The organism is Rhizobium sp. YJ-22 (assembly GCF_029601685.1).
Classification (GTDB): Bacteria; Pseudomonadota; Alphaproteobacteria; order Rhizobiales; family Rhizobiaceae; genus Metarhizobium.
The window spans coordinates 42,117-60,575 of sequence record NZ_JARRIR010000018.1; the positions used below are offsets into that span (position 1 = coordinate 42,117).

General features: G+C 61.7%; 15 protein-coding genes and 3 pseudogenes. 8 read left to right on the forward strand and 10 right to left on the reverse strand.

Annotated elements, in window-relative coordinates; translation table 11 throughout:
• Positions 1-95 precede the first annotated feature (95 nt).
• Entirely contained in the window at positions 96-362 is a 267-nt protein-coding gene (locus tag P7F60_RS27160; protein WP_347276902.1) for a WGR domain-containing protein, read from the reverse strand.
• 504 nt (positions 363-866) lie between these two features.
• Here P7F60_RS27160 and P7F60_RS27165 point away from each other — a divergent pair.
• Together P7F60_RS27165 and P7F60_RS27170 are read left to right on the forward strand one after the other, a co-directional pair.
• Entirely contained in the window at positions 867-1,307 is a 441-nt protein-coding gene (locus P7F60_RS27165; protein ID WP_277920772.1) for a hypothetical protein, read from the forward strand.
• A gap of 63 nt (positions 1,308-1,370) precedes the next feature.
• The gene (locus P7F60_RS27170) at positions 1,371-1,880 is read left to right on the forward strand and encodes a hypothetical protein (RefSeq protein ID WP_277920773.1); all 510 of its coding nucleotides are present in this window, start codon (positions 1,371-1,373) and stop codon (positions 1,878-1,880) included.
• Between the two features lie 83 nt (positions 1,881-1,963).
• Here P7F60_RS27170 and P7F60_RS27175 read toward each other — a convergent pair whose 3' ends face one another.
• The 4 genes from P7F60_RS27175 to P7F60_RS27190 all read right to left on the reverse strand — a co-directional run bounded on the left by P7F60_RS27175 (position 1,964) and on the right by P7F60_RS27190 (position 4,833).
• Entirely contained in the window at positions 1,964-2,206 is a 243-nt protein-coding gene (locus P7F60_RS27175) for a hypothetical protein (RefSeq protein WP_277920774.1), read from the reverse strand.
• Positions 2,207-2,409: 203 nt separating this feature from the next.
• The gene (gene traG, locus P7F60_RS27180) at positions 2,410-4,329 is read right to left on the reverse strand and encodes a Ti-type conjugative transfer system protein TraG (RefSeq protein ID WP_277920775.1); all 1,920 of its coding nucleotides are present in this window, start codon (positions 4,327-4,329) and stop codon (positions 2,410-2,412) included.
• The gene (locus tag P7F60_RS27185) at positions 4,326-4,556 is read right to left on the reverse strand and encodes a conjugal transfer protein TraD (protein ID WP_277920776.1); all 231 of its coding nucleotides are present in this window, start codon (positions 4,554-4,556) and stop codon (positions 4,326-4,328) included. The genes traG and P7F60_RS27185 overlap by 4 nt, the downstream gene beginning before the upstream one ends.
• The gene (locus P7F60_RS27190) at positions 4,546-4,833 is read right to left on the reverse strand and encodes a TraC family protein (protein ID WP_277920777.1); all 288 of its coding nucleotides are present in this window, start codon (positions 4,831-4,833) and stop codon (positions 4,546-4,548) included. Before P7F60_RS27190 ends, P7F60_RS27185 begins: the two co-directional genes overlap by 11 nt.
• A 223-nt stretch (positions 4,834-5,056) precedes the next feature.
• Here P7F60_RS27190 and traA point away from each other — a divergent pair, with 223 nt between their 5' ends.
• From traA to P7F60_RS27205, 3 genes are read left to right on the forward strand one after another with little or no spacing between them, the layout of a single operon-like run.
• Positions 5,057-9,676, forward strand: coding sequence for a Ti-type conjugative transfer relaxase TraA (gene traA, locus P7F60_RS27195; protein WP_277920778.1), 4,620 nt, complete (start codon positions 5,057-5,059; stop codon positions 9,674-9,676).
• A 30-nt stretch (positions 9,677-9,706) separates the two neighbouring features.
• Entirely contained in the window at positions 9,707-9,976 is a 270-nt protein-coding gene (locus P7F60_RS27200) for a hypothetical protein (RefSeq protein ID WP_277920779.1), read from the forward strand.
• 2 nt (positions 9,977-9,978) lie between these two features.
• Complete coding sequence (locus P7F60_RS27205) at positions 9,979-12,450, forward strand: BID domain-containing T4SS effector (RefSeq protein ID WP_277920780.1); 2,472 nt, start codon at positions 9,979-9,981, stop codon at positions 12,448-12,450.
• Positions 12,451-12,503: 53 nt separating this feature from the next.
• Here P7F60_RS27205 and P7F60_RS27210 read toward each other — a convergent pair whose 3' ends face one another.
• From P7F60_RS27210 to P7F60_RS27220, 3 genes are all read right to left on the reverse strand, one after another.
• Positions 12,504-12,833: a hypothetical protein gene (locus P7F60_RS27210; protein ID WP_277920781.1), complete on the reverse strand. Its 330-nt coding sequence runs from the start codon at positions 12,831-12,833 to the stop codon at positions 12,504-12,506.
• 68 nt (positions 12,834-12,901) lie between these two features.
• Complete coding sequence (locus P7F60_RS27215; RefSeq protein WP_277920782.1) at positions 12,902-13,558, reverse strand: acyl-homoserine-lactone synthase; 657 nt, start codon at positions 13,556-13,558, stop codon at positions 12,902-12,904.
• A gap of 74 nt (positions 13,559-13,632) precedes the next feature.
• The gene (locus tag P7F60_RS27220) at positions 13,633-14,370 is read right to left on the reverse strand and encodes an autoinducer binding domain-containing protein (RefSeq protein WP_277920783.1); all 738 of its coding nucleotides are present in this window, start codon (positions 14,368-14,370) and stop codon (positions 13,633-13,635) included.
• A gap of 207 nt (positions 14,371-14,577) precedes the next feature.
• Here P7F60_RS27220 and P7F60_RS27225 point away from each other — a divergent pair.
• Positions 14,578-14,712 (forward strand): annotated as a pseudogene (locus P7F60_RS27225) (IS6 family transposase); the annotation flags it as partial.
• A 136-nt stretch (positions 14,713-14,848) separates the two neighbouring features.
• Here the strand turns inward: P7F60_RS27225 and istB are convergent.
• Positions 14,849-15,607, reverse strand: coding sequence for an IS21-like element helper ATPase IstB (gene istB / locus P7F60_RS27230; RefSeq protein ID WP_277920784.1), 759 nt, complete (start codon positions 15,605-15,607; stop codon positions 14,849-14,851).
• Positions 15,604-17,100 (reverse strand): IS21 family transposase, encoded by a 1,497-nt coding sequence (istA, locus tag P7F60_RS27235; RefSeq protein WP_277920785.1) that lies wholly within the window; start codon positions 17,098-17,100, stop codon positions 15,604-15,606. The genes istB and istA overlap by 4 nt, the downstream gene beginning before the upstream one ends.
• A 123-nt stretch (positions 17,101-17,223) precedes the next feature.
• Here istA and P7F60_RS27240 point away from each other — a divergent pair.
• Both P7F60_RS27240 and P7F60_RS27245 read left to right on the forward strand, forming a co-directional pair.
• A pseudogene (locus P7F60_RS27240) lies at positions 17,224-17,844 on the forward strand (IS6 family transposase); the annotation flags it as partial.
• A gap of 55 nt (positions 17,845-17,899) precedes the next feature.
• Positions 17,900-18,381: pseudogene (locus P7F60_RS27245) on the forward strand (IS3 family transposase); the annotation flags it as partial.
• Between the last annotated feature and the right edge of the window lie 78 nt (positions 18,382-18,459).

Sequence of the window (18,459 nt, forward strand, 5' to 3'; positions counted from 1 at the left end):
GCCTTGCACGATGGGGCCGATGCGCCGGATCGACCGGCGCCCCGGCCCGAGGCTACGCCTCGCCCCCGCGTCTCCGTTCCCATCCTCGTCACTTATTACGCGCCCGCCGGTGCCTCGATGTGCTTCACCCGGTATCCACGGGCACGCCTCTCTCGCAGCAGGCCCAAAAACAGCGCGACAGCCTCTTCTTCCCGTTCGAAATGATGCACCATCGTCCGACCTGATGTCCCGATCCTTCCCCAACGCCGCAAGAGGCGAGGCGTGCCGAACAGCGTGGGTTCGATCGCGAGCGTATAGAAGCGTGCCATGTTCCGGGCAGGATCCACGCGCTCGACATAGAGGTGATAGGGCTGGGTGAGCATTATCGCAGAATCGCCTGTCCCGCTTCCGGCGTCCAACGACAGTTTCGAATCGATCCCGATGATCCGATTCATCTCCGTGATGGTTGGCGGCGTTGGACGGCGGGGGTTTCGGGCGAGCCGGCCTGCGGCCGACCGTGTGCTATTCGCTTCGCTCACGGAGCCCGCAAGCGGTCTCCTACCATACGGGTAACGCCCACATCTCGCAGGATGAATCGGCCGGATCGACCGGCCGTTTCATCACGAGGGGATTCCCCTCGCGCTCCCTGCCGGCTCGCCGCCGGATACGGACCGCGCCCCAGGGGGCGCGGGGGCTCTTCTTCTGACTTCGAATTATACGCCAGCCCAACGGGCCTCAAGGACGGCGCGGATAGACAGATTTTCTGCCGCCGCCCGAAAGGCGACGTCAGAAAATCTGTCTATCCGCTTGCAAGCCGCGTTCCGCGGTCCTTGACCCCCGCCGGGCAACAACGTGGACACCTTTCGTCAATCGAAAGGAGACATTTCATGATGACGTTCAACGCACGTACACTCGTACCGACCATCGCAGCCTTCCGCGACGAAGTCCTCGCGGACCGCGCCGCATGTAGAACCGCTTTCGCGACCCCCTTGCACGACACGCTTGCCGCAAAGCTCGACAAAGCCGTCGCCGCGCTTCATGAGGAAATCGAGACGGAAATGCGGCTCGCCGCCGGCAAGGGAACCGAGGACGGCGATTTCCTGTACGAGATTTACCACACCTGCACGACCTTCGAACATCTGTGGATGGAAAGCGGCCCGATCTCGATCCTCGATGAAATTTACGAGGATGTCGTCGCGGAGGGAGAAACCTGCCGGGTCGGTCTGGACTACACCGTTGTTCCCACCGAGCAGCTGGGAGACCTCGGCGAAATCCTCGACCGCATCCGGAGCGAGACCGGCATCGAGTTCATCGCCGCACGCGTCTGAACAACAGGAAGGGAGGCGTTCGCGCCTCCCTTCTCTTTTGCATTCGGCTACGCGGACACAGATTTGACGTGGGGGACCGGTCTCCCCAATAGGACGCTCACCGCGCCGATCTTTGCTTGCCTCGCTCTCCCGCCAAGACTAGACTCACTGAAATCCGAGAGTATGCGCCGTCTGTCAGTCGAAGGCGCGACCTTTCAGGAAAAGGATGTTGTCGCGATGATCGAAGAGCAAGCCATTGTCGATATGAACGGACGGACCGAAGAGCGGAGCCCGCTTTTTCGTCCGCTGCGATATGTCGCCCGCGCGGTCGGTGCCTTGCCGGTCGCAGTCGCGCGCGGCATACTCTTTTGCGCTTGGTGCTTCGCCTATTCTGTCCTCAGCCTGCTCCGGCCAGTCATGAACGTGCTGATGCTCGGCGGCCTCATAATGCCGCTGGTCGCCTTCGTCGCCTTCGTCAAACCGGAGGCGGCCAACGGGACACCCTTTTGGGTTTTCCTCCTGATGGCCTCCGGCTTCGTCGGCGTCTCCATAGGCTATTCGAAGTTCGTCGACTGGATCGAGCCACCGCGCTAGGCCCTCCGTCATCGCTGCCCGGTCCGATCGCCGCGCCGCTGACCGAGCAAGCGATCTGCGGGCATTGCGACTTTTCCCTTTGATCACTCCTTCCGCGCGGACAGAATGCTCGCGACCGTTCCTACGACGATAAGGATCCCCGCCTGGATCAATACCCACAGATCTGGCCCGTAGACGATGCACCAAAGCGCGGCCAATAACGCGACCAGCACGCTCAGGATCAGGCACTTCACGCGCCACGAAAGACGATTTCCCCGCTGTGACATGAAAAGATAGAGCACGATCGCAATCGCGATCAGACCCCCGAGCGTAAATAACAGTTCCATAAAATGCCTCTCGATCTGACATCATTCCGCGGCACGTTCCGCCCTTCCCTTCTCAGTGCCTTCGATTGCTAATAGCCGGGCAGCCTCCTGTCGCAACATAGTGATTTTGGTCCATTCGGCCTCCCAAGTTCTTGCGAATGAAAAGTCTGGTATCCGGGGCTGACTTCGTCCAGTTCCAGTTTTCGCCCGAGACGCTGCGCGTCTCAGGGCGCTCGCTTGACGAAGCGATTGGTTCGCGCGACGGAATCCATCTCCTTGCGGCGGAAATAGATCGCGCGCCCGCAGCGGATCGGGCTGTGACCCTGCACGATGATGATCTGTTCGTCCTTGCGCATCGACTGGGTGATTTCGTGTGGCATGATCAGCGGCCGGCGTTGGAAGTTGAGGCTTTCGGATTTCCGCGAGGCGCTGTTTTTCGTATCCCAGCCGATATTGCGAGAACTGCCTTTCACCTCGACGGTCATTTCCCCGCATTGCGCCGAGACATTGCGCGCCGTATCGAGCGCCTTGATGGCGGCGTAGCTGGCAAAGGCGCAGCCGTCGATCCATGACACCGCGCCGTCCTTGCCGAAATGCCGCTCAAGCTGGCCGACGGACTGGTACATCAGCATCATGCTGATGCCGTATTTGCGGCCGCGATCGCGCGCCTCCTCCAGCACCCGCATATAGCCGAGCAGGTCGACCTCATCGAGCATGAACAGCGCCCGCCGATCAAACGCGCCGTCCGCCTCGATCATGGCATTGATCAGCGAGCCGATGATCACGCGGCCGATCCCCGGATAGGACCGCAGGATCGAAGCGGGAATGTTCAGGAAAACGTCTTTCTTGCCTTCCGCGATTTCGGACGATTTGAACGTGTTGCCACACACGAGGGCGGCGTAATTGTCGAGGGACAGCCACTGCGTATCCTTCGATGCCGTCGAATAGACGCCGCTGAAGGTTTGCTCCGTCATGTTGACGAACACGCCCAGCGTTTCACGGATGAAGGCGGAGGCCGAATGCTCCTGAACGTCGCGGAGCATGGCGAGCACAGAGGTCTCAGGCTCCGAGACAATCTGGCGCAGGCTACGCAGATTGCGCCGATCGGCAAATTCCGGCGACAGCATCACATGCGCCAGAAGCCCGGTCAGGAGATTGTGCGCCTGGTTCTGGAAGTAAGAGCCGGTGGAGCTTTCGAAGCGCACGCTTTCCGACAGCAGCATATGGGCGATGCCGACGATGTCCTCTTCTTTTTTCGTCGAGGCCTCGATCCCGTCGAGAACGTTGAAGCCCATGATCGGGTTGGTCGGATCGAGCACCATGACCTCCCGCCGCAACGTCTTCCGCCGATGCTCGACCACCATCGGCGCGACCTCGGTGGACGGGTCGAGGCAAATGATCGGACCGGTATATCGCAGCGCGGTCGGTACGACGTTGCTCGTCGTCTTGTAGCCCCCGGACCCGGCGAAGAAGAGCATGTGCGTGGAGTCGAAGTCCTGCTTGTAGGTGAGCAGCGGCGCTGTTCCGCCCTTGCCCCATGTCGACGGATCGTTCGGATCGAACGGCAGCGCATGGACCAATTCCTTGTCGACGCGATAGCGTTCTCCGACGACGATCTCGCCATCGTCGGGAAAGAGCCGCGCGGCCGCCGCCATCGGCAGCCAATCGGCGTCGCCGAAGGTTCCGTACTTGGCGCGTTTGACCGGTTCGGGCACGACGCTGGAAATGCGTGCCGATACCGCGGCCGCCATGAATCCGACCGCCGCGCTGGCAACCGCGACCATGTCGAGGAAGGATAGTGCCTGATCCCAGCTCAATGCGCCGCGCTCGACATAGGGTGAAAGCCGGGTGATCTCGCGCAGCCCATAAAATCCCGCCATAAGCAGAAAGCAGATGAAGCCTGCCATAGCGATCGGTCGACGCCGATGCAGCGGAAGCGCCCAGACCGTGAGCAGCCCAGCGAGCGGTCCGAAGAGAAGGACCGGAACCGGCGACGTCCGCAGGAACCAATACTGCGTCTTCCCAGTCATGCCGGTCGCTAGCTCCGGCCAGCGCCAGTTGGCGACATAGAAGGCAAAACCGGAAACGACGATCGGCACCAGAATGAGCAACAGGCTCGGATGCGGTTTGGGTCGTACCATCACTCGGCAGCCTCCAGCACCGGTCGACCACCATCAAGGTCAGGAGCCTTGAAAGCTTCCTCCCCGACATCACGCAGCCGCCGATATTCCGGCGAACCGGATACAACGCGGGCCAGTTCAAGCAGCCCGCCGAGCAGGAACGCCCGGTCGGCCTTCGACAGTCCGGCGCGCACGACGATCCCGCCGAGCAGGAATTTGTCGCGGGCCTCCTTCTTGCGATCAGCCGTCATGAGGAACCTCCGTCGCCGCTCCAGTCCCGCCACCTGCCTGTCCACGCGGTGAAGCAGATGCGCCACCAGCCCCCTTCTTCTCCGCTTTGCGAAATCGCGCCGCGATCTCTTCGAAGATGCGATCGACCTCCTCGTCCGCGATCTCCATCTCCGCCAATCCCGCCTTCGTGGCGGCGCGTGCAAAACGCTCGGCGGATTTTACTATCAAAGTTTTACGACGTTCACGCAGCTTCTCGATTTGCGCATCGATATCCAGAATTGACGATTTTGCAGCCATTTATGCGGTTTCCTCTCTCGGATCGAATATTGCCGTTTGTCGATCATACTCACTAGAAACAGATAGTAAAATAAGCTACCTTGTGCAAGTCCCCAAAACGTCGATGCCGGAATTCCGGCCTGGGCCGTCTTCCGGAAAAGCGGCATCGGACCTGCGGTTCGATCGATTTGAGGGCGCAATATACGTCGCTGGCGCGACGTGCCTGGGAGATCGGGAGACAGTCGTGGCGATCATATTCGTCAGAGCGCAGGTGATCAGCAGAGGGGCAGGGCGCAGCATCGTCTCGGCCGCCGCTTACCGTCACCGCGCCCGGATGATGGACGAGCAGGTCGGAACCTCCTTCAGCTATCGCGGCGGCGCGGCAGAACTGAAGCATGAGGAGCTGGCGCTGCCGGACCAGGTTCCGGCCTGGCTGCGGATCGCTATCGAAGGCAAGAGCGTTGCGGGCGCGAGCGAGGCGCTGTGGAATGCGGTGGAAGCCTTCGAGACGCGGGCGGACGCACAGCTTGCCCGCGAGTTGATCATTGCCCTGCCGGAGGAGCTGACGAGAGCGGAGAACATCGCCCTGGTCCAGGAATTCGTCCGGGACAATCTGACTTCACAGGGGATGATCGCCGACTGGGTCTATCACGACAAGGACGGCAATCCTCATATCCATCTGATGACGGCGCTGCGCCCGCTGACGGAGGAGGGGTTCGGGCGAAAGAAGGTTGCGGTCCTCGGCCAAGACGGCGAGCCGCTGCGCGTCGTCACGCCGGACCGGCCGAACGGCAAGATCGTCTACAAGCTCTGGGCCGGCGACAAGGAGACGATGAAGGCGTGGAAGATGGGTTGGGCGGAAACGGCGAACCGGCATCTGGCGCTCGCCGGCCATGATATCCGTCTCGATGGGCGCTCCTATGCGGAGCAGGGCCTCGATGGCATTGCGCAGAGACATCTCGGCCCCGAAAAAGCGGCACTCGCCCGCAAGGGCGTCGAGATGCATTTCGCGCCGGCCGATCTGGCGCGGCGGCAGGACATGGCCGACCGGCTGCTGGCCGAGCCCGAGCTTCTCCTGAAGCAGCTTGCCAACGAACGGTCGACCTTCGATGAGAAGGATATCGCCAAGGCCCTGCATCGTTATGTCGACGACCCCGAGGATTTCGCGAACATTCGCGCGCGCCTGATGGCGTCCGACGATCTGGTTCTGTTGAAGCCCCAGCAGGTGGAGCGGCAGACCGGCAAGGTGGCGGAGCCGGCGATCTTCACCACGCGCGAGATTCTGCGCATCGAATATGACATGGCGCAGTCGGCAGAGGTCCTGTCGAAGCGGACCGGTTTCGGTATCGCGGAAGCAAAGGTTGCCGAAGCCGTGCGCCAGGTCGAAACCGCCGATCCGCAACGGCTCTTCAAGCTCGACCCGGAACAGGTCGGGGCGGTTCGTCATGTCACCGGTGATAATGGTATCGCTGCCGTCGTCGGTCTCGCCGGCGCCGGCAAGTCGACGTTGCTTGCCGCCGCGCGCGTCGCCTGGGAGGGTGAACATCATCGCGTTTTCGGCGCTGCCCTTGCGGGCAAGGCGGCAGAAGGGTTGGAAGACAGTTCCGGCATCAAGTCGCGCACGCTCGCTTCATGGGAATTGGCCTGGGAGAACGGGCGTGATCTCTTGGAGCGGGGCAATGTCTTCGTCATCGACGAGGCCGGCATGGTGTCATCGCAGCAGATGGCGCGTGTATTGAAGGTGGTCGAGGATGCCGGCGCAAAGGCGGTTCTGGTCGGCGACGCAATGCAGCTTCAGCCCATCCAGGCGGGCGCGGCTTTCCGGGCAATATCGGAACGGATCGGTTCCGCCGAGCTTTCCGGGGTTCGCCGGCAGCGGGAAGCATGGGCGCGCGATGCCTCGCGTCTCTTCGCCCGCGGCAAGGCCGAAGAGGGATTGGACGCCTATGCCCAGCGAGGCCGGATCGTCGAGACCGAGCAGCGCGTTGAAGTCGTCGAGCGAATCGTCGCGGATTGGAGCGCAGCACGCGAGGAAGCAATCGCGCGGTCACAGGCGGAAGGTCATGACGGCCGGCTGCGCGGCGACGAGATGCTGGTGCTCGCCCACACCAACGAGGATGTGAAGCGTCTCAATGGAGAGTTGCGCGGCGTGATGAATGCCGCCGGCGCGCTGACGGGCGCGCGCGAATTCCAGACAGAGCGCGGCGTGCGGGAATTCGCCGCCGGCGATCGCATCATCTTTCTCGAAAACGCCCGCTTCCTCGAACCAAGGGCGCGCCGCCTCGGCCCGCAATATGTGAAGAACGGCATGCTCGGAACGGTCGTTGCGACCGGCGACCTGCATGGTGGTCCGTTGCTCTCGGTTCGCCTCGACAGCGGTCGCGACGTCGTCATCAGTGAGGACAGCTATCGCAATATCGACCATGGCTATGCCGCGACGATCCACAAGTCTCAGGGCGCCACTGTCGACCGGACCTTCGTGCTCGCCACCGGCATGATGGACCAGCATCTGACCTATGTCTCGATGACCCGTCATCGCGATCAGGCAACGCTCTATGCGGCGCGCGAGGATTTCGAGCCAAAGCCGGAATGGGGACGAAAGCCGCGCGCCGATCACGCCGCCGGCGTCACCGGGGAGCTGGTCGAGACCGGCGAGGCGAAGTTCCGGCCGGACGATGAGGATGCCAAGGAAAGTCCCTATGCCGATGTCCGCACGGATGACGGAACCGTCCAGCGTGTCTGGGGTGTGAGCCTGCCGAAGGCGCTTGCCAAGGGCGGCGTTTTTGTCGGCGATACGGTCACGCTTCGCAAGGATGGTACTGAAACGGTCAAGGTGGATGTTGTCGTCACCGATGACGAGACAGGCGAAAAGCGGACAGAGAAGCGTGAGGTCGAGCGAAATGTCTGGACGGCGGAGCTGAAGGAATCGGCCGATGCTCGCCAGGAACGGATCGAGCGAGAGAGCCATCGTCCAGAGCTGTTCAAGCAGATGGTCGAGCGTCTCGGCCGTTCCGGTGCAAAGACGACGACACTCGATTTCGAGAGCGAGGCTGGCTACCAGACGCATGCGCGCGATTTTGCCCGGCGCCGCGGCATCGACACATTCGCCGAGGTCGCGGCCGGGATGGAGGAGGGGGCTTCCCGGCGGCTGGCCTGGCTTGTCGAAAAGCGCGGGCAGGTAGCGAAGCTGTGGGAGCGCGCCAGCGTGGCGCTCGGTTTCGCCATCGAACGCGAGAAGAGCATCTCCTATAATGAGGATCGTTCCGAAACCGTCGCGGCACAAGTTTCCACGGACCGGCCATACCTCATCGCGCCGACGACCCGTTTTGCCCGTAGCGTCGAGGAGGAAGCCCGCCGCGCGCAACTCGCCTCGGATCGCTGGAAGGAGCGGGAGACTATTCTCCGTCCGGTCCTCGAGAAAATCTATCGCGATCCCGATGGCGCGCTCGCCAGGCTGAATACGCTGGCGTCGGATGCCGGCATGGAGCCGCGCCGCCTTGCAGACGATCTCGCAGCCAGCCCGAAGCGACTTGGCCGCATGCGTGGATCCGACCTCATGGTCGACGGGCGCGCCGCGCGGGACGAACGGAATGCAGCGATAGCGGCCCTTTCGGATCTGCTGCCGCTGGCGCGTGCCCATGCGACGGAATTCCGCCGCCAGGCCGAACGCTTCGGCATTCGCGAGGAACAGAGGCGTGGGCATATGTCCCTGTCGATCCCCGCGCTCTCGAAACCGGCAATGGCGCGTCTTGTCGAAATCGAGGCGGTCCGTGAGCGCGGCGGACCCGACGCCTATAAGACCGCCTTTGCCTATGCGGTCGAGGATCGCTTGCTGGTCCAAGAGGTGAAGGCGGTCAATGAGGCGCTGACGGCGCGCTTCGGCTGGTCCGCCTTCACGGAGAAAGCCGATGCCATTGCCGAGCGCAACATGGTCGAGCGCATGCCGGACGATCTTGCTTCCGATCGACGCGAGAAACTGGCGCGGCTCTTCAAGGTCGTGCGCCGCTTTGCCGAGGAACAGCATCTTGCGGAAAAGAAGGACCGCTCGAAGGTGGTCGCCGGCGCCAGTGTCGAGCCGGGGAAGGAGACGAGTGCCGTGTTGCCCATGCTTGCCGCCGTGACGGAGTTCAAGACCTCGGTGGAAGACGAAGCGCGGGTGAGGGCGCGCGAGGTTGCCCACTATGGTCACAATCGCGCGGCCCTTGTCGAAACGGCCGGGCGCATCTGGCGCGATCCCGCCGGCGCCGTCGACAAGGTCGAGAGCCTGATCATCAAGGGCATTTCGGGCGAGCGGATCGCTGCGGCGGTTGCGAACGAACCCGCGGCCTATGGTGCGCTGCGCGGTTCCGATCGCATCATGGACAGATTGCTCGCTGTCGGCCGCGAGCGAAAAGATGCGCTTCAGGCTGTGCCGGAAGCGGAGAGCCGCGTCCGGTCGCTGGGCTCGTCCTATGCCACAGCCCTCGCGACAGTGACCCAGACAATTACAGAAGAGCGCCAACGGATGAGCGTGGCCATTCCCGGATTGTCGCCGGCGGCCGACGAAGCATTGCGCGAGCTTGCCGCGGCAATGAAGAAGAAGGACGCCAAACTCAATGTCGCAGCCGGATCGCTGGATGCCCGCATCTGGGAGGAATTTGCCGGTGTCAGCCGAGCGCTCGATCTGCGGTTCGGCCGCGATGCCATCCTGCGCGGTGAGAAGGATGTGATCAACCGCGTGTCGCCGGCGCAGCGCCGTCCATTCGAAGCGATGCAGGAGCGCCTGAAGATATTGCAGCAGACCGTTCGCATGGGCAGCAGCCAGCAGATTGTAGCTGAACGTCAGCGGCGCGCGATCGACCGCGGCCGCGGCGTCATCCGGTGAGCATTTTGACGAACAGAGAAGGAGAAGACCATGACGGAACAGGAAGTCCCTTACGACGCGATCGTCCGCGCCGAGATCGCCATCGAAATCCTCAATCAGGCGCGGGCCATCGTCACCGCGCGTGTCTATGAGCTCGAAGCATCCGATCCCGATGCTGCCAAAGCGCTTCGGTCTCGGCGCCGTGATCTGATCGCCCAGCAGCAAAGCATCACCGTCGCCGATCGCGAGTCTGTCGAGAACGTCATCGCGCTCTGGGGGCCGCGCGTGAAGGACGATGCCCGGTTCTGGGCGGAGTTCTGATCATGGCGGACGCTCAGGCATCCGGCCCACTTTCGCCGGAAAGGAATGAGAGCATTTTCCGCAACGACATCCTTCCCGACTACCTGCCAGAGACGATGAGGCCGGCGGCGCGGCCGCGGATGATCTTGCTCGGCGGCCAGCCGGGGGCTGGCAAGACGGCGGTTCTGATCGCGAGCCAGACGGAGCTCGAACAATCGGGGCCGACGATCCGCATCGTCGGCGACGATCTGCGCTCCTATCACCCGCAGTTTCGTGCGTTCCAGAAACAGGATCCGGAGACCGCGTCGCAGTTCACCCAGGTCGATGCTGGCCGGTGGACGGAAAAGCTGCTGGCGGCGGCCGCCGAGCGCAAAGTGAACATCGTCTTCGAAACCACGATGCGCACGCCGGAAAATGTCGCCCGCGTGATCGGCATGGCCCGCGCCGCCGGTTACGAGGTCGAGGTTCGAGCGGTCGCCGTCAACCCGCGGCTCAGCTGGCAGGGAAATCATTTTCGCTTTGAGGAAATGCTGCACGCCGGCGATCCGGCTCGCATTCCGCCGCAGCATGTCCACGATGCAGCTGTTACCGGATTGCGCGTAAGCCTCGAGAAGGTCGAGACAGAAAATCTCGTCGACCGTGTCCAGCTTCGAACGCGGGGCGGCACGGTCCTCTATGACAATGAGCGAGGCGCGGCCGGTTGGTCGCGGTCCCCGGAGGCGCGGGCCACCCTCGAGCGCGAGCAAACGCGGCCGATGACACGCGGCGAACTGCAGCGCTTCTCCGATGACTGGAGCCATGTTCTCGGTCGCATCGAGGAACGGCATGCGCCCGAGGACCGCATAGCGGCCGTCAGAACACGAGCCGTCGAGGACGTGAACCATTTGCTTGCGCAACGTCGCGAGGCGGACGGCGATGATGGATCACGGCGTGGGCGATCGATCTTCCAGACACGCGCTGATGCGCTTGGTATGTTCGTCGAGCTCTACGACAATGCGCTACGCGACGCCGAGCACCGCCCGATCGGCAACATCGAGGCACATGCGCTCGGGCGGCTGTCGCAGAGTTACATGGCATTGAAACTCGTCGAAACCGTCCGCGACCTTGGCCGTTTGCCCGATGACAGCACGATCGTCGCAACACGCGCCATGGTTCAGGACAAGCGTGGGAGCCAGGAGTACCCCGCCGCCCATCGCCTGCCGGCCGATCTCGCTGTCGAAATGCCGAATGGCGAGCGCAAGCGGCTGACCGAGCATTTCGATGTGGGGCTCAACCAGGTTGCCGTCGATCGCGATGTCTTTGCTCGAACGGACCGCCTTTCCCGTATGGCTAATGTGGTCGATTCCTGGCTTGAGACTGCCGGCATGCGCAAGACGTTGGCGAGGGCAGCAAACGCCGTCGCGTCCGGACGCAAGTCCGCCAGTGCTGCCATGTCGGATATCGTGGAGCCGGGATACGCTGCAGCGGTCGCACACACTCGCCAGCGCCTGGATCGGAACATGGCACTTGCCGAGCGGACCGCCATCGCCACCTCGATCGTCGATCAACGCGGTGAACCATTCCGCGAGATGCTGGATGACTTGCGACTGCGAACCGGCGATCTCGAAAACCGGGCGCGGGCAAAGGCCATGATGGAGGCAATCCTCGATGAGACCGCGAGGCATGAACGGCTGGACGCCGAGCGGCGGCGCGCGGCCGAGGAATTTGCTCGTGGCATCGCCGATAACGAGCGCAGTCTTGGCGTGGGCCAGGCATTGGGGCGCAGCGCCGGTCGCCCCGATATTCTCGTGGCTGGTCGGGATCTTCCCGATCTGACCGAGAAAGAGATCGCCGACAGGCTGCATGGTTCCGTGCGCCTCGCCGGCAAGCGGGCCGAGATCGAGAACCTGTCGCGGCTGGTCTTCGGCAATAGCCAGGCGGTCGCTTCGTCGGTGGCGAGCATTCGCGATGCACGAAGCGGTGCGGCTGCCGGCGACGATGTCCGGGAAGGCCGTATTGGCGAAATGGCCGGGGATGGGAGAGGCTGGTTGCGGGGGCCAAGTCCCGCGCGGCAGTCAGCCGAAGCTCATGCGCCGCAGCTTGCGGCGGCGCTCGCGGATTACGGACATGCGGTGGATTTCGAGCGCCACCAGATCGTGACCCAGCATCGTGAAACTCAAGCGCGGCAGCGCGTGGAAATCCCGGCGCCGTCGGCGAAGCTGACGGAGATCTTGAGGAGCGACGGTCACGATCAGGTTCGTCGCCTGAACAGTGAACCATCCCTTCGTCGCGAGCTGGAGACGATGACGCTTGCAATCAGCAGGCGGCTATCGCCGGCAGACAAGGCAGATCTGAAGGAGGGAAATGTCGCTCGGCTCGCCTCGTCGCTCGGGGCGACACGCGATCAGGCCGCGTCGCTGAGACAGGTCCATGAGCAGACGCGGGCTTTGCAGGAGAGAAACCTACGCCAGAACCGTGATCTTTCTCGTGGAAACCAGATTGGATTCCGCCGTTAGTAGCAAGATCGGCTGGCTCAGGGCCTGCCGAACTTGCCTCGGTCTCGATAGTCTCATGGGACGGGACGATCCGTCTTGAAGGGCACCCGGCCGGCGGGATGCCATTCGACCGCTGTGCCCTGGACAGTGGCCACTGTCGCAAGCTGGCCCTGCAGCAGCGTTCGAACGCCGCAGAAAACGACCAGGTTCTGTCCTTCGACCCGCATCTGAAGGCCGGTATCCGCAGGCCGCAGGACCGCGCGGGCGTCCTCGAAGGTAAGGAGCTTGTCGGCGCCGGCGATAGCGACCGACAGGCAATAACCGCAGCATTTTGTGCAAAGCTGTTCGGCGACGCATCGGGCATGCGCAACGGGCACGAATGCTTCAGCGATATGTTTGTACATGGCAGCAACTCCAGGATTTCGAACCGATCCAGCCGAACGGAGCGTGTCTTCGGCCGGAATAAGGCGTCTCACGCTGATATTCGCGCGGGCTCAGAGATTGTCCGGGTGGGGAAGGCGGGCCGGCGGTAAAGCCGATCTGTAACGTTGAGTTTTTGGCGCATCGCCGCGAGTACACGGCTTGAAACCTCGAACGCGCCGCAGCAGACCGGGAAGCGACCGTACCCATCGGACCGGCCGAGTTCGTCGAGTTCCGCCCCCGCTTGTCTGTAGACGCGCCGCATGTGGGGCTCATAGTTCGAAATCATTGTGTGGATGCCACTGTCGAGCGCGACCTCGCACAACGCCAGCAGCAACAGGCAAAATGCGCGATCCGGACGTATTTCCGGTGTGATTGCTTCTTCGTCGATGCACATCCTCGTGCCTTCCCATATTCCTGGTGCGACGAGGTCGCAGCCATCGGGAAACGTGTCACGGAATACGTCGTAGAGCAGGGTCGGGCCTGTCGTCGGCATCAGACGAACGCAACCGAAGAGCCGTTGCTTCTCCTCGTCGCACCATAGCAGATAGGCCGGGTGTAGATCGTCATAGCTGTCGCGCTCGCGGAGGCCTGACACGGCGACCTCCCAGCCCAGTTTGTCCGCGAAGACCTTTTTTCTCAATCGGAACGACTGATCGAGCAATTGGCGATGCTTGTGGTATTCGTGTGCCTGAACAAGAACATACATGAGTGCCTCCATAGGTTGATGGAGGCGATCATGCAGATAACAGGGCGTGCGATGTATCCCCCAAGTGGATACGCCTAGTTGGGGGTATTGCCAAAGGGCTGAATCAGGCGCAGCTGCATCGCTCTGGCGATCGTGTAGGTGATCGAACCACCGCCAAGCTTGTTCCGGGCTGATTTGATGTAGGCTCGGGTGGTATGCTCGGATAGCTTCAGAATGACGGCGATGTCGACACTATCCTTTCCAAGGGCGCTCCAATGCAGGCATTCGAGTTCGCGTGCTGAAAGCTGCGGAATGGGGTCATGCTCACCATGGAGCTCGAAGATCGCCTTATGATGAATCAGAAAGGCAAGCTCCACCCACTCGTCCCGATACTGGGCGACGGTAGCGCTCCAGTCGTCGCCAACTTGCCGCGAATTCAATGACAATAGCGCCCTTCGTGATTTGTCGACGATCGGGATCGAGTAGCCGTTGGCGCCAACACCATGATCCTGTGCATCGAGAAGGAACTCGTGAGCGGCCTGCGGGATTTCGACTTCACGCCAGTCGAAGGGCAATTGCCGTATGAGACCCTCGCGGAGAACAGGGTCGATCTTGACGTAGTCGTGTAGAAGATATCGGGAAACCCAAGCTGCATGGTAAGTCGTCCGGACATAAGGGGTGTCGACGATGTCCACTATCGTGAGCGCGAGGTGATACGTTGCGAAATCCACCCCGTATGCCAGTTGGAAAATCTGAAGCGACTCTTGGACGTCTTTGGCGTCCTGGACCTCAAGCGCAATCCTCTCGAAACGAGAGGGCCTTTCTGCATTCATTTCTGGTTGCTCCATAAGTGAGGGCGATAAGGCCCGGTGTCAGTCGCATTCCCCCATTAATTTCCTGTTATGATAACAATAACATATCGCATAAGCATATTTATGGAACTGATGCGATCAAATGCGGGCGTGTCGCAAATTCTTTTGGTTAACTAGCTGTTGACCACGACGGTGGAATTTCCGCTCCCGATGTAGCGGAGCGTAGCCATGATTCTGAATGCCATTGCCGAAAAGCTGAAGCGCCAGTCGAAGGACGATTTCAAAGGGCGGCATTTCGAGGCATGGCTGATCGTGCAGGCAGTGACATGGTATCTACGGTATCCGCTCAGCTACAGAGATCTCGTGTCAACGGCGGAGTAAAAACCGGCCACGGGGCGGAGCAAAAGTCGGCCACTGCGGCGCCGGCCTGAGACCGCCGGGAGGGCTTAAGCCCGAGCGGGGGTCTCGGGCCGGCGCGGCGATTTTTTGAAGGAGCATTTCAGCCGGTCTTTCTGGCGCGGCTCTGGGCGAGACGATAGCTGTCGCCGTTCATCTCGAGGATGTTGACATGGTGGGTGATGCGATCGAGCAGGGCACCAGTTAGACGCTCGGACCCCAGGGTTTCCGTCCATTCATCGAAAGGCAGATTGCTGGTGATCAGAGTAGCGCCGCGCTCGTAGCGTTGCGAGATCAGCTCGAACAGCAACTCCGCACCGGTCTTCGACAGCGGCACAAAGCCCAGCTCGTCGATGATGAGCAGCTTGTAGGCTGCCATCTGCTTCTGGAACCGAAGCAGACGCCGCTCATCACGCGCCTCCATCATCTCACTGACCAGGGCGGCGGCCGTCGTGAAGCCGACGGACAAGCCTTTCTGGCATGCGGCCAGGCCGAGGCCGAGAGCCACATGCGTCTTACCCGTGCCGCTGGGGCCCAGGGCGATGACGTTCTCGCGGCGCTCGATCCATTCGCATCGGGCCAGTTCCAGCACCTGCATCTTGTTCAGCTTAGGTATGGCGGTAAAGTCGAAGCTATCCAAGCTTTTGACGACCGGGAATTTGGCCGCCTTGATCCGGCGTTCGACCTTGCGGCGATCGCGTTCGATCATCTCCCGCTCGGCAAGCCGGAAGAGATATCCGACATGATCGACACCTTCAGTGGCACATAGCCGGGCCAGCTTCTGGTACTCCCGCTGGAAGGTCGGCAGCTTCAGGGTCTTGAGATAATGGGCGAGCAGGATCTCTGGTGCTTCGGTGCTCATGCCGCTTCTCCCGCATCAGACGACAGGAGGCGCATATACGCTTTTACCGAGGTCTTCTCGACCGTCGCCCTTGGCAGGTAGGGATAGATCGCCAGGTCCAATCGCGGCGGCCGGCGCTCGACCCGGCACAGGATCAGATGCTTGACCGCATCGAAGCCGATCGCACCGAGCTGTATCGCCTGCTTCACCGCTGCATGTAGATCGGGAAGGTCGAAGTTTTCCAGGAGACGGAGAACCTGCACATATTCCCGCCGCCCATGCTTGGCCATGCGGCCTTCCATCAGCCGGCGCAGCGTCGCGAACTCCTCCGGCAGGTCCCAGCCCTGGAGTGGCGCTGCCTGATCCAGCGCATTGATCTTCTGCTCGATCAGCGGCAGGTAATGGATGGGATCGAAGACGACGTCTTCGCGTTCCCAGCATCGCGGATGACGCGCGATAATCTCGCCGCGGCAGCCGATTACCACCTCATTGACATAGCCCCGAACCCAGACGTCCTGATGGCCGTAGGCGACCGGCACGGAATAGTCGTTCGTCTTGTAGCGCACCAGCGACTGGGCAGTCACAACAGCGCTGGCCTGATCGCAGGCATCAAACGACGACGCCGGCAAGGGACGCATGGCCGCAAGATCGCGCTGCAGCCGTTCTCCGATCGTCTCGCTCTCGCCCCGCAGCTTGTCGCGCTGGCGTTTGCGGCACTGCTCTTCCAGAAAAGCGTTGAACGCATCCCATGTCGGGAACTGTGGGATCGGTACCATGAAGTTGCGACGGGCATAGCCCACGAGACCCTCGACATTCCCCTTGTCGTTGCCTTTCCCCGGACGACCGTAGCGATCCCGGATCAGATAGTGGGACAGAAAGCCGCTGAACAGCGCTGCCCGCTTGCGTGTGCCGTCCGGCAGGATCTTCGCCACAAGGCAGCGGTCGTTGTCATAGACGATCGACCGCGGTACGGCCCCGAAGAACGCGAACGCATGGATGTGGCCATCGACCCAGGCTTCGGCCACCGCCGCCGGATAGGCCCGCACATAGCACCCGTCGCTATGCGGCAGATCGAGCACAAAGAAGCGCGCCTTCTGCTCCACGCCGCCAATCACGACCGTCGCCTCACCGAAGTCCGCCTGCGCATGGCCGGGCGGATGCGACAGCGGCACGAACACCTCCTGGCGGCGCTGATCACGCTCGCGCATATAATCCTTGATGATCGTGTAGCCGCCGGTGAACCCGCATTCGTCGCGCAGGCGGTCGAACACCCGCTTGGCCGTATGGCGCTGCTTGCGCGGCACCTTCAGGTCTTCATCGAGCCAATGGTCGATCGTCGAAACGAATGCATCCAGCTTCGGACGCCGGATCGGTGATCGCCGCTGATAGCCGGGCGGCGTCGAATAGGCCACCATCTTGGCCACGCTGTCGCGCGATATGTTGAAATGCTTAGCTGCCTGGCGCTTCGTCATTCCTTCTGAAACAGCCAGCCGAACCCTCAGATAAAGTTCCACGGTGTAGATCCCCTGTCCCCCCTGCACTCGTTGCAGAAAGGAAATAGGTGGCCGGATTTTACTCCGCCCGCAGCAGCATTATGCCGCCGCTACCGTGGCCGACTTTTGCACCGCCGCTCTCATCTCGAGGAGATGTTCCGCGAGCGCGGCTTTGAGGTCGACCACAGCACCATCAATCGGTGGGTCCTTGCCTATGCACCTGTCATCGAGAAGCGGCTTCGCCAGTTTCGCCGACCGCATTGTGGCTCAGTCAGGATTGACGAGACCTACGTTAAGATCCGGGGCAAGTGGCGATACCTGTACCGCGCCATCGACAAGCACGGAAACCCGATCGACTTCTTGCTCACCGCTAAGCGCGATCTCGACGCCGCCAAGCGCTTCTTCCGTAAGATGCTCAAGGATGAGCCGCTACTATCGCCGGATAAGATCGGCACCGATGGCGCCAACACGTTTCCTTCAACGATCAAGACAGCTGTCGAGGACGGGCTCCTGCATCCAGGCCCGGTACATTATGTCACCAAACATCTCCAACAAGGCATCGAGAGCGATCACTTCCGAGTGAAGAAGAACATACCCAAGATCGGCGGCTTCCAGTCCTTCAAAACGGCGCGCCGGACGATCGCCGGATTCGAAGCGATGTTGTGGCTGCGGAAAGGCTTCGGCTTTTCCGGCGAGTGGACCGTCAACGATCAGAATGATCTGCTCGGGCGCCTCTTCGGACTTCAAAAGGTTAACAAAGCGTAAAAGCTGGGTGATTATCGGCTCAACGCGTCCTATCGCCGGCTTTGCGACACGCCCGAAGGAACTGGCTCGCGTTACCGAGGAGCGCGACATCCTAAAAAAAGCGGCCGCGTACTTCGCCAGGGATGCAAAGTGAAGTACGCGTTCATTGCCCTGTATCGCCTGCGGTTCTCGGTGCGGACGATGTGCCGGCTTCTCCATGTGCACCCGAGCGGGTTCTATGCCTGGCTGAAGAACCCGTTGAGCAAACGGGCCAGCGAGGACAAACGACAGACCGATCTCCTGTTTCAAGCTTGGGAAGAGAGCGGCAAGGTCTATGGCTATCGGAAGCTTCATGACGACCTTCTCGACCAAGGCGAGATGTGCTGCCCGAACCGCGTCGCACGTCTGACAAGGCTTGCCGGGATCAAGGCTGAGATCGGTTACAAACGTCGTCCTGGCAAATATGGCGGCCGCCCCTCCGTCATTGTCGATAATACGCTCGACCGGCAATTCGACGTCGAGGCTGCGGACAGGGCATGGGTCACGGACATCACCTATAGTGCGCCTCGTCCCGGATAGACCGGGGTGCATATGACTGGAATGCATTGAGAAAGGAGGTTTTGAAGAATGCCTGCT